At 61.1% G+C, this 15,331-nt stretch carries 14 protein-coding genes; 9 read left to right on the forward strand and 5 right to left on the reverse strand.

Features of this window, described 5'->3' with window-relative positions; all coding sequences use genetic code 11:
- Positions 1-23: 23 nt before the first annotated feature.
- On the reverse strand, positions 24-1,268 hold the full coding sequence (locus tag ACFPOU_RS04790) for an efflux RND transporter periplasmic adaptor subunit (RefSeq protein ID WP_379717752.1): 1,245 nt from the start codon (positions 1,266-1,268) through the stop codon (positions 24-26).
- Positions 1,269-1,270: 2 nt separating this feature from the next.
- Complete coding sequence (locus ACFPOU_RS04795; RefSeq protein WP_379717754.1) at positions 1,271-2,515, reverse strand: TolC family protein; 1,245 nt, start codon at positions 2,513-2,515, stop codon at positions 1,271-1,273.
- Positions 2,516-2,583: 68 nt separating this feature from the next.
- On the opposite strand from ACFPOU_RS04795, the gene ACFPOU_RS04800 reads away from it, so the two are divergent.
- Both ACFPOU_RS04800 and ACFPOU_RS04805 read left to right on the forward strand, forming a co-directional pair.
- Positions 2,584-2,997 (forward strand): MerR family transcriptional regulator, encoded by a 414-nt coding sequence (locus ACFPOU_RS04800; protein WP_379717756.1) that lies wholly within the window; start codon positions 2,584-2,586, stop codon positions 2,995-2,997.
- Positions 2,998-3,098: 101 nt separating this feature from the next.
- Complete coding sequence (locus ACFPOU_RS04805; RefSeq protein WP_379717822.1) at positions 3,099-4,166, forward strand: cation efflux transmembrane domain-containing protein; 1,068 nt, start codon at positions 3,099-3,101, stop codon at positions 4,164-4,166.
- A 392-nt stretch (positions 4,167-4,558) separates the two neighbouring features.
- Here the strand turns inward: ACFPOU_RS04805 and ACFPOU_RS04810 are convergent, their stop codons facing one another.
- From ACFPOU_RS04810 to ACFPOU_RS04820, 3 genes are all read right to left on the reverse strand, one after another.
- Entirely contained in the window at positions 4,559-6,901 is a 2,343-nt protein-coding gene (locus tag ACFPOU_RS04810; RefSeq protein ID WP_379717824.1) for a heavy metal translocating P-type ATPase, read from the reverse strand.
- Between the two features lie 363 nt (positions 6,902-7,264).
- Entirely contained in the window at positions 7,265-7,987 is a 723-nt protein-coding gene (locus tag ACFPOU_RS04815; protein WP_379717758.1) for a DUF305 domain-containing protein, read from the reverse strand.
- 677 nt (positions 7,988-8,664) lie between these two features.
- Complete coding sequence (locus ACFPOU_RS04820) at positions 8,665-9,078, reverse strand: DUF305 domain-containing protein (protein ID WP_379717760.1); 414 nt, start codon at positions 9,076-9,078, stop codon at positions 8,665-8,667.
- 240 nt (positions 9,079-9,318) lie between these two features.
- On the opposite strand from ACFPOU_RS04820, the gene ACFPOU_RS04825 reads away from it, so the two are divergent.
- The 7 genes from ACFPOU_RS04825 (at position 9,319) to ACFPOU_RS04855 (ending at position 15,322) form a co-directional block, all read left to right on the forward strand.
- The gene (locus tag ACFPOU_RS04825; RefSeq protein WP_379717762.1) at positions 9,319-9,747 is read left to right on the forward strand and encodes a hypothetical protein; all 429 of its coding nucleotides are present in this window, start codon (positions 9,319-9,321) and stop codon (positions 9,745-9,747) included.
- 483 nt (positions 9,748-10,230) lie between these two features.
- Positions 10,231-11,646 carry a TolC family protein gene (locus ACFPOU_RS04830; protein WP_379717764.1) on the forward strand — a complete coding sequence of 472 codons (1,416 nt, stop codon included), beginning with the start codon at positions 10,231-10,233 and terminating at the stop codon, positions 11,644-11,646.
- Between the two features lie 16 nt (positions 11,647-11,662).
- A complete protein-coding gene (locus tag ACFPOU_RS04835; RefSeq protein WP_379717767.1) occupies positions 11,663-13,054 on the forward strand; it encodes a multicopper oxidase family protein in 1,392 nt (463 codons plus the stop codon).
- A 62-nt stretch (positions 13,055-13,116) separates the two neighbouring features.
- Positions 13,117-13,560 carry a DUF411 domain-containing protein gene (locus ACFPOU_RS04840; RefSeq protein ID WP_379717769.1) on the forward strand — a complete coding sequence of 148 codons (444 nt, stop codon included), beginning with the start codon at positions 13,117-13,119 and terminating at the stop codon, positions 13,558-13,560.
- Between the two features lie 29 nt (positions 13,561-13,589).
- Positions 13,590-13,955, forward strand: a complete 366-nt coding sequence (locus ACFPOU_RS04845; RefSeq protein WP_379717771.1) for a copper-binding protein — start codon at positions 13,590-13,592, stop codon at positions 13,953-13,955.
- Positions 13,956-14,013: 58 nt separating this feature from the next.
- Positions 14,014-14,379 (forward strand): copper homeostasis periplasmic binding protein CopC, encoded by a 366-nt coding sequence (gene copC / locus ACFPOU_RS04850; RefSeq protein WP_379717773.1) that lies wholly within the window; start codon positions 14,014-14,016, stop codon positions 14,377-14,379.
- Between the two features lies 1 nt (position 14,380).
- Positions 14,381-15,322, forward strand: a complete 942-nt coding sequence (locus ACFPOU_RS04855; RefSeq protein WP_379717775.1) for a copper resistance D family protein — start codon at positions 14,381-14,383, stop codon at positions 15,320-15,322.
- The last annotated feature ends 9 nt before the right edge of the window (positions 15,323-15,331 follow it).

Below are 15,331 nucleotides of genomic sequence, written 5' to 3' on the forward strand. Positions count from 1 at the left end.
TCAGGAGCCGTTGAACGAGGAAATCAGTCATCGTCCCCTGCCTCTCCCTTGCCATGCTCCGCCTTCAGCAGATAAGTATTGCTGACCGCAATCTGTTCGTCACCTTCGAGGCCGGACGCCACCTTGACGTAGCCGGCCGCGTTACCGCCGAGGACAACGTGCTTGATCGCGAAGCCTTCTTTTTCCCGGACGAACACGCTCGGCTTGTCCTCGACGGTTTGCACGGCGGTCCTCGGAATGGCCAGTTGCCCACCGCCGGTACCACCCTCGAGTGCAATCGATGCCTTGACGGTTTCGCCGATGCGCCAGGTCCCCTGCCCGTTCGACAGCCGCGCGATCGCGCGCACCTGGCGCGTTGCAGGATCGAGCACGCGCGATACGTGGGTAACGCGGCCTGCGCCGGTGCGGCCATCGGTCGATACATCAACCGCAGTGCCCACGGTGACGCGGGCGGCATCGTTCGATGACAACGAAAGCTCGACGGCGAGTTCGTTGAGGTCGGCCACTTCGAACAGGTGCGCGTCCGGCGCTACGATGTCGCCCAGGGCGATTTGCCGTGCTGTGACATTGCCTTTGATTGGCGAGCGCAGCATCAGGCGATTGAGCTGCCCCCCACCTGTTCCTCCTGCAGCAGCGAGCTGCTGCTCGGCCAGGCTAAGACGGGTTCGCGCTTCCAGGGAAGCGTTACGCGCGATCTCGAATTCCTGGCGCGAGGTGACTTTTTCACCGTACAGGCGTTCTTCGCGGGCGAAGGTAGCCTGGGCCAGCTCGTGCTGACGCCTCGCAATCTCGATATCGGCCCTCAGCTGGGCGACGTCCCGGCTCTCGATCACGGCCAGTACATCCCCGCGCGCGACCGGGTCGCCAAGGTTGCGTCGGATCTCGACTACCCGGCCGCCGACGGAACTGGAAACAACGGCCGCATGCCTGGGGTCCGCGGCGATCACTGCCGGCGCCTCGACCGCGCCAGCGAAGGACTGGCGAACCGGCATGACCTCGATTCCTGCGGCCCGGATCTGCTGATCTGACAGCGTAACGAAGTCTTCCCTGGCCTCGGACTCGCCTTCCTTCTCGGCAGCTTCGCCTCCTTCCCCGGCCTTGGGTTCAGGTCGACCTTTTTCTTCCTTCTCTTCCTTCTCGCCCTTTTCGCTCGACGCTTTCTCGCTTTGCTCTGCGGCTTCTTTGGAATTAGCTGGCTCTTGTTTGGGGGAACATGCGCCCAACAGGATCATCGCGGCGCAAAAGCCGGATCGAAATACCGCTTGCATGGTCAATCCTTATAAATTGGAGAGTTGGAACCTTGTAGCCGGGCGAGACGTGCCCGGGCTGTGTGAAGTGCGGCGAGAGCGTCGACCGAGGTTTCGCGCGTTTCGGCCAATGAGCGCTCTGCGTCGATCAATTCCAGCTGTGGGAATTTTCCCTCGGCATAGCCGATCCTCGCGATACGTGCAGCCTCTTCCGCAGCTGCGAGCGCGGGGCCATTGGCGGCGCGTGCAGCGGCCAGTGCGTCGGCGACCTCGGCTTCCGCTTGCGCGGCGGATTGCTCGAACTCCAGTGCGACGCCGCGGCGCGTGGCGGAAGCGCGATCGTATTCCGCCCGGGAGCGTGCGATCGCCGCTGTGCCGGGATTGAATAAGGGCAGCGGGATCGACAGTGCAAGAACAGCGGCCTTCTCGGATGATTCGCCATAGCGCCGCATGCCGGCGGCCAGCGTCACGTCGGGGACCCGATCGCGCCTGGCCGCGTCGACGCGGGCGTTCGCAGCGGTCAGCTCAGCCTCTGCAGCGGCAAGTGCCAGGCTCGAGACTGCCGGCTGCCCAAGCACCGCTGCGTCGGTTCGTTCGAACCAGGTCGATGTAATCGCAACCGGCATCGCTGCGCCTGTCAGTCGCGCAATCGTCGCGCCTGCAAGCCGCGTTGCGCGTAGTGCTTTGTCCAGGCGAACTTCTGAATTGATGCGCAGTACGTCGGCCCGTTGCTCTTCAATAGGCGACGCCTTGCCGACCCGTACGCGCTCGCGCGCAGCATGGTGGGCGCGTTCAGCCAGCGCATGGCTGGCTTTCGCGATTTCCACGTACCTCTCGCTGGCGGCAAGGGTAACGAAGGCTTCGGTAATCTGAAGGGTCAGGTCTGCTTGAGCGACCTGCGTGCCGATTCGTGCCGCACTACGCTCGGCTTCTGCCACGCGCACCCTCGCGCCCCGCTTGCCGCCCAACTCCAGTGGCATTGATAGCGAAAATGTCTTCTCGCCCCCGCCAAAACCGGCGTAGCGTCCCGAGCCCAGTACATTTTCGGCCTCGACGGACAGTGTCGGATTCGGTCTAAGGGAGGACAGCCCTACATTGGCATCTGCCGCGCGCAATGCTGCATCGGCACTCTGCAATTGTGGCGCCTGGTTCCGGGCCCTGGCGATGGCTTCAGCGAGTGTGAGCGCTGTGCCTTCAGCCAAGGCCGGTCCTGCGGCAAATATGACCAGCAGTGCAGCAATGACAGAACACTTCATCTTGGTGCGCATGATTGAATTGGCTTGACGGATTAATAAATGACCTTTATAAACCTTAAAGCCACTTCAAGGTCAAGCACATGTCACATACTTTCACGATAGGTCAGCTGTCCGAAGCAACGCAGACCCCTGCAGCTACCATCCGCTATTACGAAAAAATCGGCTTGCTCGAGTCGCCATCCCGCTCGGGCAGCAACTATCGGCTCTACGGAAGCGAAGATGTGGCCCGGCTGACGTTTGTTCGTCGCGCACGGGAGATCGGTTTCACGATCGATCAGGTACGAAGCCTGCTGGCCTTCTCCGACCAGGGCGATGGTGACTGCTGTGCCGTGACTGCAATGACCGAGCGACATCTGGCGGAGGTTGAGCAAAAGATCAGGGACCTCAACCTGTTGAAGGAACATCTATCTCGCCTGCTGGCTTCATGCCGGGGCGGCCGATTTGCCGATTGCCGGATCATTGACGCCCTGACGCCGCCACATGAGGTTTCGTAGATTCCTTGGCTGAAGCAGAGCCAGGCCCGGGAACACGCTTGACGTTGAAGCTGCTTGAAGGTTTATCCTTGGTGGATCCAGCGACGAAAAGGCTCAGCGAAATGACACAAGATCACACCAACCCGACGATCCGCTTCGAAACCGAATTGTTTGTTTCGAAAATGGACTGTCCGTCGGAAGAGAATCTGATCCGGATGGCTTTGGGCAAGGTCGACGACATCGACAACATCACTTTTGACCTCAATACCCGTACTGTAACTGTGCTCCACGAAGGCAAAGCAGATGAACTTGTCGAGGTGCTGCAACCCTTGCGCCTGGGTGTCGAGCTGCGCAGCTCGCGCCCTGTCGAGCCAAAGGCCGGCAGCCGACGTATGCTGAGCACGCTTGGAATTCCGAAGATGGACTGCCCCTCGGAGGAGAACATGATCCGCATGGCACTGGCGGACGTCGGCGGCATCCAATCCCTTAACTTCGATCTCTCGCAGCGGCAGCTCCGTGTTGCGCACACGGGAGAGGTCGATCCCATCTTGGCCAAGCTCGGGCCGCTGAAACTGGGCGCGCACCTGCTCGGATCCCAACCGGACTCATCCCAAGAGGATCTTGCGGCAGACAAGGCCGGAGACGCATCGGAGGCGAAGACGCTACGGCTGCTTCTTGCGATCAATGCCATCATGTTCGTCGTTGAGCTGGTGTGGGGATTGATTGCCGAATCGACTGGGCTGATAGCCGATTCCCTTGACATGTTTGCCGACGCTGCCGTGTATGGCTTGGCCCTCTATGCCGTTGGCCGGGCGGCAGCGCTGAAGACGCGCGCGGCACACCTGGCAGGGTGGCTGCAGATGGTCCTCGCGCTGGCTGCCTTGAGCGAGGTAGTACGCCGCGCCTTCTTTGGCAGTGAACCGGAATCGGGACTGATGATGGGTGTGGGCGCCGTAGCACTGGTCGCGAACGTAACTTGCCTGATGCTGATTGCGAAGAAACGTGATCGTGGCGCGCACATGAAGGCTAGCTACATCTTCTCTGCAAACGATGTTATTGCAAACATTGGGGTGATTGCTGCGGGAGCCCTCGTAACCTGGACCGGGTCTCCCTATCCGGACTTGATTGTTGGTACTGTCATCGGCGTGATCGTACTAACGGGTGCCCGTCGAATTCTCAAGCTGAAATAGTAAGTGTGGCGCTCCGGGTCACAGGTCCTGGAACTAGTGTCGCATCCGGAGCCCTGGCTTATCTCTTGGCTCGCGCCCGTTTCTTGCTTCTTCGGCCTGCGGATTCCGCACGTGCAATCTGACGCCTCCGTTGCCGCCGCCGCTGTACTTCCCAGTACACGACACAGCCAAGCGCAACGAGGGCAAAAATGGCACCGACAAAGGCGACAAGGTCGAGCGTTGCACTTGTGACGACAACATTCATGGTTTATGCGCGAAGAATAAGATAAGCCCCGCAGCGCAGTTCGTCACGAACAACACAAGAGCAGCATGCAAATGCAAAGGGCCTCTGTTTGCGGAGCCACACATTCTCGCATACCTCCGGGACACACCAGAGACCTAGCCTGCCAGACCTATCCTGTTTCCTTCGTCCCGCCAGCCATCCCACGAAGCCGCAGTGCGTTCCCGATCACCGATACTGAACTGAGGCTCATCGCCAGGGCAGCGATCATCGGCGACAGCAGCTGCCCGGTGAAAGGATAAAGAACGCCCGCGGCGAGCGGAATCCCAAGCGCGTTGTAGACGAATGCAAAGCCAAGGTTCTGCCGCATGTTGCGCACGGTCTCCAGCGACAGCAGGCGGGACCTTGCAATCGCTCGCAGGTCTCCTTTGATCAGGGTAACGTGCGCAGAGTTAATGGCGACATCCGTACCCGTCCCCATCGCGATGCCGACGTTGGCTTTCGCCAGCGCGGGCGCGTCGTTGATGCCATCGCCGGCCATTGCCACCACCCGTCCCTGCTGCTGCAGCCGCTCTACCAGGGCCAGCTTGTCCTGCGGCTTGACCTCGCCATGGACCTCAGCGATACCCAGCTTCGCCGCGACCGCTTTCGCGGTGGTGACACCGTCACCCGTGGCCATCACGACCGTCATTCCCGCGTCCCGCAGCGTTGCCAAAGCCTCCGAGGTGGTCTGCTTGATTGGGTCGGACACGGCGATGAGTCCGACGAGCTTGCCTTGCAACGCCAGGTACATGACGCTAGCGCCCACTTGCCGAAGGTCTTCCGCGGCAGGCTGCAAGGGTCGCCAATCGACCTTCTCGATGTCCATAAGTGCCGTATTGCCCAGGGCTACCTGCTGCCCCTTCAACATTCCTCGCACGCCAATGCCGCTGGAGGACTCGAACGTTTCCGGCTTATCCAGGGCCAGGTTGCGCCGGCGGGCCTCGGCGACGATCGCGTGCGCCAACGGGTGCTCACTGCCCTGGTCGATGCTGGCGGCGATCCGAAGAACGTCTTCCTCCTGGAACCCGGACGCAGCAATGGCGCGGTTGAAGGCCGGCCGGCCTTCCGTGAGCGTGCCCGTCTTGTCGACGATGATGGTATCCACCTTGCGCATCGCTTCGATCGCTGCGGCATCCCGGAACAATACCCCTTGGGTTGCAGCACGGCCTGTCGCCGCCATGATCGACATCGGCGTCGCCAGGCCGAGCGCACAGGGACAGGCGATGATCAGGACGGCGACGGCGTTGACGAACCCGTACACCCAACTGGGTTCAGGGCCGAACATGCCCCATCCAAACAGGGTCAGCAGTGCGATAACGACGACCACCACGACGAAATAGCCGGCGACAACGTCCGCGAGCCGCTGCATGGGTGCCCGCGAACGCTGCGCCTGCGCCACCATCTGGACAATCTGGGAGAGCATGGTTTGCGATCCTACGCGATCGGAGCGAATGACCAGGCTGCCGCTGGCATTGATCGTCGCACCGATGACCTTGTCTCCCGGCCGCTTGGTTACCGGTAGCGGTTCTCCGGTGAGCATTGCTTCGTCCACCGCGCTTTCGCCCTCGACGACGGTGCCGTCGGCCGGCACCTTCTCGCCGGGCCGCACGCGCAGCAGGTCGCCAATATGAACATGTGAAAGTTCGATATCCTCCTCGGTTCCATCCGCGCGTATGCGCCGGGCTGTTTTGGGCGCAAGGCCAAGCAGGGACTTGATCGCCGCGGAGGTCTGCGAGCGGGCACGCAGCTCCAGGATCTGGCCCAGCAGGGTCAACGATACGATGACCGCGGCCGCCTCGTAATAGACGCCGATGCGGCCGTGCTCGGCGAAGGTCGAAGGGAACAATCCCGGTGCCAGGGTCGCGACCACGCTGTACCCGTAGGCTGCGCTGACCCCGAGACTGATCAGCGTCCACATGTTGGGGCTGCGGTTCCTGATCGACTGCGCACCGCGCACGAAGAATGGCCAGCCGGCCCACAGCACGACCGGTGTACTGAGGACGAGTTCAATCCAGCTTTGATATGCCAGCCCACCGCTGAAGATGCGGTGCCCTGCCATGGCAAGCAGGGTGACGGTGATCGTCAACGGCAAGGTCCAGCGAAACCGGCGCCGAAAGTCGGCAAGCTCGGGGTTATCTTCGTCCTCAAGCGAGGGCATCATGGGCTCGAGCGCCATGCCGCACTTCGGGCAGTTCCCTGGCGTGGGCTGCTGGATCTCGGGGTGCATCGGGCAGGTAAAAATCGTTCCCGGAGGCGCTTCGGCAGGCACAGGCATGTCATTTCCTTGCAGATAGGCTGCCGAATTGGCGCGGAATTTGTCCATACACCTCGAGCTACAGAAGTGATACACGCTACCGTCGTGCTCGATCCGCCGATCCTCCCTGTCCGCGACTTTCATGCCGCATACGGGGTCCGTGTACGGTTTCTCGGCTGATACGGACGTCAGGTCGCCCGATGCGTCACCTGCCTTCATTTCCCCGAGCGTGTGTTCGGAATGGGAATGGTGGCCATGGTCCGCGTACTGGTGGTCAGAATGCTTGTGCAACTCGTGTTTCATAGTGGCTCCGACAAAGATGTAAGGATGTACTTCGCGCCCGCATAACCCTGGGCCCAAGTAGTCTGGTCTGGTCGCTCCGTCGCACAATCAAGGAAACCTTGGATCTCTGCCGACGTTCCATGGCCGTGGACAGAACCCAATGTAGACCTTCCAACGGTGGACAGGTCAAGCGTGCAAACGCATCATCCGGCCATCCCGAGACCATGCATGGACAGCCGCCGAAACCTGACACCGAGCAGGCTGGAACGCTTGCCCTAACCGTTCCAGCCCGCATGGTGCTTAGAGCTCGTTGTCCTTGCGCTTGTCCCCGCTCATTGGAACGAAGCCGCAGTCGGCATACTGCTTGCACAGCATTTCCCGCATGTCATTGATCCCGTTCTTCTGAACGATCACGATGTTCTCGCAGTACCGGCGTAATCCGTCATGATTAAGATCGCTCTTGACCATGCAGTGCACACTCGGCGCCAGTGCACTGAAGTGGTGGCTGCTGAAAGTCCGCAGGAAGGCCTGGTTGAACTGTGCGCCGGCAGGCGCGGCCTCCAGGGTAGCGATCATCCGACGTCCCTCGGCGGTGAGCTGGGGATGATAGTGGACTCCATACCATTCCTGTAAAAAGCGCTGGGCACGGCCTATTTCTTCGCGCTGTTCGCGGTTTCCCATGCGGGCCATCGACCTGATTTCGTCATCGGTCGCCTTGGGCGGAGTAGCGCTGAACCCGGGTGTCGGCGATGTACCTTCTTGCGGGGCAACGACCTGCGCATCGCGCACCGGATCAGTACCGGCAGCGAGCTCGGTAATGCGTAGCGCCGAATAGTGATGGTTGATGATGAAGACCAGGTAGTTTCTCTCGAACTGCGCGGTGTTGCCCCTACCTGGCCCGTCGGCATATGCTACGCCAGCGCTGGCGACCAGCGCGCTCAGACCCAGTGCAGTGTTGCGGATCAATGCCCGGGATTGATCGAATACAGAGGTGCGGTTCAGTTTCTTGGCTGCGGTTTCCATGGTTCGCTCCTTAAATGAGTATCAACGGGTTTACGTGCGAGGACGTGGGCCACGTCGACGGCGTCCCCTGAGCGATGGCGGCAATGCCCGCGCGCGAATGCGGGCTTGTTGGGTCATCGGGCAGGGGATTGCGCTCGTGGCGGCAATGCCCCGCCCCCGGTTCCACGACGGATCCGGAGTCGATAAGGCGCCGTCGAGTCAGGCGCGAGGGGGCGGGTGAAGAACTGCGGGAATGTGACTGGAAAACTCGGCCCGTGGAGAAAGCCAATGTTCCGGTGGGATGGATGAGGTGATGAATAATGGCAATACGGGAACGGGAGCGTACGCCACGGCTGCGTCCGAACAGCAAAGCCGCTCGCCGTGGCAGCAACTGCCATCCTCGTTTTCAGCGGCCTCGCCCGCCATTTCAGCGCAATCGCCGGTTCCGGCTCCAATCTCGACTGTCATCGTATGGCACGTAACGGCTGCGGTCGCATACCCGTGATATGCGATCATCAAACAAAACGTGCACCAGACAATTTTGCGTAGGAGCGCAGCCATGCAAAAACTCTAACTCCTTCGCCCGACGTTCCGCTACACGATACGAATGGGCAAACGATCCACGGTATGTTCCCGCTGAATCGGGGCACCGACGTGATACATTTTCGGCGCCCGGCACCCTGAGTTATTACCGCTCGTTACTTTTTTGGCGGATGGTATTTGGTCATCCACTGATCGAGCTTCTGGATCTCTTTCGTTTGGTCAGAAATAATTTTTTTTGCCATCTGCTGCATTTGCGGATCTTTGCCGTTCTTTAGTTGTGCTTTCGCCATATCGATGCCGGCCTGGTGATGAGACCGCATCATCATTGCAAAATCGTGGTCGGGATTGCCCGTCATCGGCATGGTCGACATTTTCTGATGCATGTCCTGCATGGTCTTCATCATTTCCTGATGGGACATGTTCCCTTGCTGCGACGCTGTGGCAGCCGCAGATCCATGCTGGGCATGCTGGTCATGCTGCCCCGACTGGGCGAACGCGCTTCCCGCAGCGCCAAATGCGAGTGCAACTGCCCCTGCAACCAGAGCGATACGTGCCTGTACGTTTTTCATCTTGATCTCCTTGTTCAAATTGGTCAGCGTGCCGCAGGAACACACAAATGCAGCACGTCCGTGCCGATTCTGTGAGGATTCAATACGTGTCTGCTGTGCGCTAACGCACCCTATGTTGACATTGATGCATCTGCATCCCCAATGCTTTCGATGTTGGTCCTGGCCTGCGTGCATGCTGCCTTTAATCCGCCTTAAGCCCCATGACTGGCCGAAAATTGTCGTGCTATACTCCGCCCGACCATGACCCGCACTCTCAAGACATTCCTGCTCTGGCTGTTGATTGCCGTGCTACCGCTCAACGCGGTCGCTGGCAGCCTTGGCATGTCTTGCTCGCCGGTCCACCAGCAGATGCAAGAACCGATTGTCACTGGTGTGCCTCACCAGGAAGACATGACTGAGGCACATGCTCACCATGGCGCGGAGCATGCAGGCCATGTGGTCGATTTGACCGCTACAGCCGATTCACTTGCCCCGGATATCGAGAAGCAACCACACACTTCCTGCAGTTCCTGTTCGGCTTTCTGCCTCGGCGCAGTCGCACCACCTTCAACTGATCTTACTGTTCCTACATTCGACGGCTCCGACGTCGTTCTCCCCTCGCCTGCCGCGTTTGTTGTGGGCTTCATCCAGGATGGCCCCCAGCGGCCTCCCCGGCACCAATCCGCTTAATCGAAACAAGAGCTGACCCGGCTGTTTGCAGCCGCCGGTGTTGCGCCTCTTGAGCATCAGCGCGTGCGTACGCACGCCCGTTTCCGATTTTGAGGACTGACAATGAAACTCAAGCTTTGGGTCGCCACTATTGGCGCCCTGCTGGCTGTGCCTGTTTCCGCACTGGCCCAGCAATCCCCGCACGCGCCTGACCCGGCAGATCCGCGCGTTGCCGTTCCGCCTGCACTGTACGAATCCGCCTTCACGAGCGCTTCCCTGCCTCGGCCGCAAGAGAGCGATGTTACGCCCGACAAGGTCTGGCGAACCGCAAACGACACTGTGGCTGGAGGCCCCGGGCATGCCGGGCATGGCGCCGCGCACGGGACCAACCCCGCGCCAGCCAGCAGCGACGCACACGCCGGACATGCGGCGCCGGCACCCGCTGCGAAGCCAGCCGTTCAGCCTGCTGCCGACCACAGCAAACATCACTAAGCCAAGGCACCAATGACAATAAAGCCACCAATTCCTTCACTGCGTGCCATTGCTGCAGGCGTTGCGGTCCTTGTTCTGAGCGGTTGCGCTACCTTCTCGAAGGACGGCGGCCTCGACGCAGTCTCGACTTTGACGGCCGAGCGCACAGGCCAGGATATCCGCCTCTCGAAAGCAACTGGCGATAGCGAGCCTGCGCAGGCTGAGCTTGCTGAAATCCTGAAGCAGCCGCTGTCGGCCGACAGTGCCGTACGTATCGCCCTTCTTAACAATCGGGGCCTGCGCGCCTCGCTCGCCAACCTGGGTGTAGCCGAGGCCGACCTCGTGCAGGCGGGCCGCATGAGCAACCCAAGCTTCAGTTTCGGGCGCATGTCGGGCGGCGGAGAGACCGAGATCGAGCGCAGCGTCATGATCGACCTGGTCGGTCTGGTCACCATTCCACTGCGCCGGGATATCGAATCGCGCCGCTTCCAAAGCGCCAAGCTCGTCGCGGCTACTGAAGCGGTTCGCCTGGCTGCCGACACACGCAAGGCTTACTTCAACGCCGTGGCGGCTGTGCAGGCGGCGCGTTACGCGGAACAGGTCCGCGACGCAGCTCAGGCAAGTGCCGAACTGGCGCAGCGCATGGCCAAGGTCGGAAACCTCAGCGCCCTCGACCAGGCACGCGAGCAAGCCTTCTCCGCCGAGTCAACAGCGCAGCTCGCTCGAGCACGCCACAATGCAACGGCCGCTCGCGAGCAGCTCACACGGCTGATGGGCGTTTGGGGAACCAACACGGCTTTCCAGCTCCCGGACAAGCTCCCGGAACTGCCGGCAACTCCGCGCGATGCCGCCAATATCGAGGCGACCGCAATGCAGCAGCGCCTCGACGTGCGCTTGGCCAAGCTGGACACGGAGGCGACGGCGCGCGCCCTGGGGCTGACGAAAGCGACTGGATTCGTTAACGTCCTCGACGCCGGCTACGCCAACGCGAGCAAGTCGGGCTCCCCGCGCGAGAACGGCTACGAGATAGAGCTGGCCCTGCCCATCTTCGACTGGGGCGGCGCACGCACCGCCAAGGCCGAGGCGCTCTACATGCAGTCGGTGCACCGCACGGCCGATACCGCCACCGTCGCCCGCTCGCAGGTGCGCGAAGCCTATTCGGCCTACCGGACCACGTACGACGTCGCCAGGCACTATCGCGACGAAGTCGTCCCACTCCAGAAAAAGATCTCCGAAGAGACCCTGCTCCGCTACAACGGCATGCTGATGAGTGTCTTCGAGCTGCTGGCCGATGCACGCGCCCAGGTTACCGGCGTGAACGCTGCCATCGAAGCGCAGCGCGATTACTGGATTGCCGAAACCGATCTGCAGGCTGCCATCAGCGGAAGCGGAGGGTCTTCCGTCTCGCTGGCATCAAGCTCCTCTGCCGAAGCAGCCCCCGAACATTGAACAAGGAATTAGCAATATGAGTTCTCGTAGAGATTTCTTCACCGGTGCCGCAGCGCTGGTCGGTGCCGGGCTGGTAAGCCGTGCAGGCGCCGCCACCCTGCCGGAGGCGCCGATCATGACCACCGCGGCGACGCAGCCACCGCTGCTGCCTCCTAACGGCCGCCCGTACAACCCGGTTGTCACCCTGAACGGCTGGTCGCTCCCTTGGCGCATGAACAATGGCGTCAAGGAGTTCCACTTGATTGCCGAGCCGGTGGTGCGTGAAATCGCCCCTGGCATGAAAGCCAACCTGTGGGGCTACAACGGCCAGAGCCCGGGGCCGACCATCGAAGTGGTCGAGGGCGACCGCGTCCGCATTTTTGTCACCAACCGCCTGCCGGAGCACACGAGCATTCACTGGCATGGCCAGCGCCTGCCGAACGGCATGGACGGCGTCACCGGCCTGAACCAGCCCGGTATCCAGCCCGGCAAGACCTTCGTCTATGAATTCGTGGCGCGGCGCCCGGGCACCTTCATGTATCACCCGCATGCCGACGAGATGGTGCAGATGGCGATGGGGATGATGGGCTTCTGGGTAACCCACCCAAAGAATCCGAAGCACCACGCGGTCGACCGGGATTTCGTCTTCCTGCTCAATGCCTATGACATCGAGCCGGGCAGCTATACGCCCAAGGTCAACGAGATGCTCGACTTTAATATCTGGACCTTCAACAGCCGCGTCTTCCCTGGCATCGACACGATGAACGTCCGCCAGGGCGACCGCGTGCGCATCCGCACCGGCAACCTGACGATGACGAACCACCCGATCCACCTGCACGGGCACGAGTTCGAGGTAACTGGCACCGATGGCGGCTGGACGCGGCCCGAGTCGCGCTGGCCCGAGGTCACGACCGACGTCGCAGTAGGCCAGATGCGGGCCATCGAATTCGTCGCCGACGAGCCCGGAGACTGGGCATTCCATTGCCACAAGTCGCACCACACGATGAACGCCATGGGGCACGACGTGCCGACCCTGATCGGCGTGGATCACCGCGGCGTCGCCGAGAAGATCACCAAGCTGATACCCGACTATATGGTCATGGGAGACAAAGGCGGATCGATGGGCGACATGGAGATGCCGATCCCGGAAAACACCCTGCCGATGATGACTGGCCAGGGGCCGTTCGGCGGCGTGGAGATGGGGGGGATGTTCACGATTCTGAAGGTTCGCAAGGACCAGAAACCGGGCGACTATCGGGATCCGGGCTGGTACAAGCATCCCGCGGGCACGGTTGCCTACGAGTGGAAGGGAGAGCCGCCGGCTGCTGTGCGCAGCCAGACGGCTGGCGGCCAGGCCATGCCCGCCGTGAAACCTGCGGACATCGAGGTAACCGTTCGTAAGCCGACTGGCCACCAGGGTCATCACTAACCAAAATACGTCATCAACTCAGGTACCACTCGGGTACCGACCAGGTACGAAAGGACTGTCTCATGAAGCGACGATTATTCAGCCAGGTTGCATTCGCAGCTGCATTATTCACGCCCGTATTTGCGATGGCTGCAGCCCCTGTCATCGAGGTGTTCAAGAGCGAATCGTGCGGGTGTTGCGGCGCCTGGGTGGAGCACCTGAAGGCGAACGGTTTCACTACGCGTGTCGTCAACGTCGAGAACCCTTCCGATTACCGCGAACGCGGCGGCATTCCGGACAAACTCGGCTCCTGCCATACCGGCATGGTTCAGGGCTACGCCATCGAAGGCCATGTCCCCGCCAGCGACATCAAGCGCTTGCTTGCACAAAAACCAAAGGCGAAGGGCCTGGCCGTGCCGGCGATGCCGCTGGGTTCGCCTGGAATGGAAGGGCCGCGCAAGGATCCGTACGACGTCTTGCTGGTACAGACCAACGGCAGCACCAAGGTTTTCAAGCACTACAACTAATCAACTTTGAACGAACGAAAGGAAACACCATGAACGCATTTTCGAAAATGACCATTGCCATCGCCATGAGCGCCGCTGCTTCCATCGCGACTGCACAGGAAAGCGGGCACGGTAGCCACGGTTCCCAAGACGCGCATGCCGCGCACTCGGGCAGCCAGGCTGCGGCGCCCGCCGAACTGACAGATGGCGAAGTCAAAAAGATCGACAAGGAAGCCGGCAAGATCACGCTGCGTCACGGTGAGCTGAAAAACCTCAACATGGCCGCGATGACCATGGTCTTCCGCGTCAAGGATCCAGCCATGCTCGACCAGGTTAAGGTCGGTAACAAGGTCAAGTTCGCGGCCGATCGCGTCAATGGCGCTGTGACGATCGTCCAGCTTGCCACAGCCCGATAAACAAACCTATCGACCGGCCCCGCAGTCAACGGACTCGGGGCCTCAACCGGAGAATCAAATGAAAGCAAAGAACCTTGTGGTTGCAGCGGTGGCTGCCTTCGGATGTGTCTTCACTTCCGCCGCCCTCGCCCATGCGAAACTTGAGGCATCCATGCCCCAAGCTAATGCCGTAGTCACCCCGGCCCCAACGCAGGTGCGCCTGCAATTCAACGAGCAGGTGGAGCTGCCGTTCAGCAAAGTCAAGCTGGTCGACGAGAAAGGCGCGGTCGTCGAGCCCTCGAAGAAGGTGCTTGATGCTGCCAACCCCAAAGTATTAGTCGCAACTGTTCCGGCCTTGCATTCGGGCGCATATCGCGTCCAGTGGAGTACTGTCACGCGCGATGGACACAAGGTCAAAGGTGAGTTCGCTTTCCGGGTAAAGTGACATGGAATCAGACCTGGCATTGATCCAGCGGGCCGCGACCGTCGTCCTCAACCTGTCGGTCGCCACGCTCCTGGGTGCGGGGGCCGCGTCCCTCTGGCTGTCCAGGGCGAGCTCGCCCTGGACAACCGGCATGCTGCCCCGTTTGCGCAAGGCGATGCTTGCCTGTTTTGCGGTGGCCATCGTGACATATGTTGCGATGCTGTGGCTCGAGGGAGCGTCGATGGCGGAGGTGCCGATTGCAGAGGCCTTCCCTGCAGTACAGTCCGTTATCACGGCAACACACTACGGCTATGCCTGGATGCTTGGCGCTGCGGCACTGATCGTGGCCGGAATCACTACTGCAGTGGCTTCCGGGAGGCGCGGAGTTCGACTGGCTTCCATATTGCGGCTCGGCGCGCTGGCACTGTTCCTGTACAGCCGCAGCATCGTCAGCCATGCCGGCGCTGGGGGGGACTTCACCTGGGCAGTCGCAGTCGACTGGGTTCACCTCGTCTTGATCAGTCTCTGGGTGGGCGAAGTGATCGTCGCCGGCTTGATCGTGCTGCGCGCCGAGCCCGCCGCTGGACAGGCAAACCGTACTGAGTGTGCGCGCTACGTCGAGGCGCTCTCGACCTCGGCAACCGTCGCGTTAATCGGCATCTTCGTCACCGGCATCCTGAGCGCATGGCGTGGACTAGGAAGTCCAGATCAGGTTTTCGGTAATCCATATGGAACTGTGTTGCTCATCAAGGTCGGCTTGGTCTTTGCCGCCGCAGCGCTCGGAGGTATGAATCGCTTCATCGTCATGCCTGCCCTGTTGGCACAGCTCCGCAGAACCGGAGCAACTGACCGAGCTACCACTCACAAGTTCGCGCTTGTCCTACAGATTGAGGCAGTCATTCTGCTCGCTGTCATCGTGGCAGCCGCCATCTTGAGTTCGACCTCACCGCCAATGGCGTCGTGACACATTTCA

This window comes from Massilia jejuensis (assembly GCF_042656795.1).
Classification (GTDB): domain Bacteria; phylum Pseudomonadota; class Gammaproteobacteria; order Burkholderiales; family Burkholderiaceae_D; genus Telluria; species Telluria jejuensis.

Coding starts and splice junctions, on each gene's coding strand:
- ACFPOU_RS04790 (WP_379717752.1), bottom strand. CDS start 1,268: ATGCAAGCGGTATTTCGATCCGGCTTTTGCGCCGCGATGATCCTGTTG.
- ACFPOU_RS04795 (WP_379717754.1), bottom strand. CDS start 2,515: ATGCGCACCAAGATGAAGTGTTCTGTCATTGCTGCACTGCTGGTCATA.
- ACFPOU_RS04800 (WP_379717756.1), top strand. CDS start 2,584: ATGTCACATACTTTCACGATAGGTCAGCTGTCCGAAGCAACGCAGACC.
- ACFPOU_RS04805 (WP_379717822.1), top strand. CDS start 3,099: ATGACACAAGATCACACCAACCCGACGATCCGCTTCGAAACCGAATTG.
- ACFPOU_RS04810 (WP_379717824.1), bottom strand. CDS start 6,901: ATGAAGGCAGGTGACGCATCGGGCGACCTGACGTCCGTATCAGCCGAG.
- ACFPOU_RS04815 (WP_379717758.1), bottom strand. CDS start 7,987: ATGGAAACCGCAGCCAAGAAACTGAACCGCACCTCTGTATTCGATCAA.
- ACFPOU_RS04820 (WP_379717760.1), bottom strand. CDS start 9,078: ATGAAAAACGTACAGGCACGTATCGCTCTGGTTGCAGGGGCAGTTGCA.
- ACFPOU_RS04825 (WP_379717762.1), top strand. CDS start 9,319: ATGACCCGCACTCTCAAGACATTCCTGCTCTGGCTGTTGATTGCCGTG.
- ACFPOU_RS04830 (WP_379717764.1), top strand. CDS start 10,231: ATGACAATAAAGCCACCAATTCCTTCACTGCGTGCCATTGCTGCAGGC.
- ACFPOU_RS04835 (WP_379717767.1), top strand. CDS start 11,663: ATGAGTTCTCGTAGAGATTTCTTCACCGGTGCCGCAGCGCTGGTCGGT.
- ACFPOU_RS04840 (WP_379717769.1), top strand. CDS start 13,117: ATGAAGCGACGATTATTCAGCCAGGTTGCATTCGCAGCTGCATTATTC.
- ACFPOU_RS04845 (WP_379717771.1), top strand. CDS start 13,590: ATGAACGCATTTTCGAAAATGACCATTGCCATCGCCATGAGCGCCGCT.
- copC (WP_379717773.1), top strand. CDS start 14,014: ATGAAAGCAAAGAACCTTGTGGTTGCAGCGGTGGCTGCCTTCGGATGT.
- ACFPOU_RS04855 (WP_379717775.1), top strand. CDS start 14,381: ATGGAATCAGACCTGGCATTGATCCAGCGGGCCGCGACCGTCGTCCTC.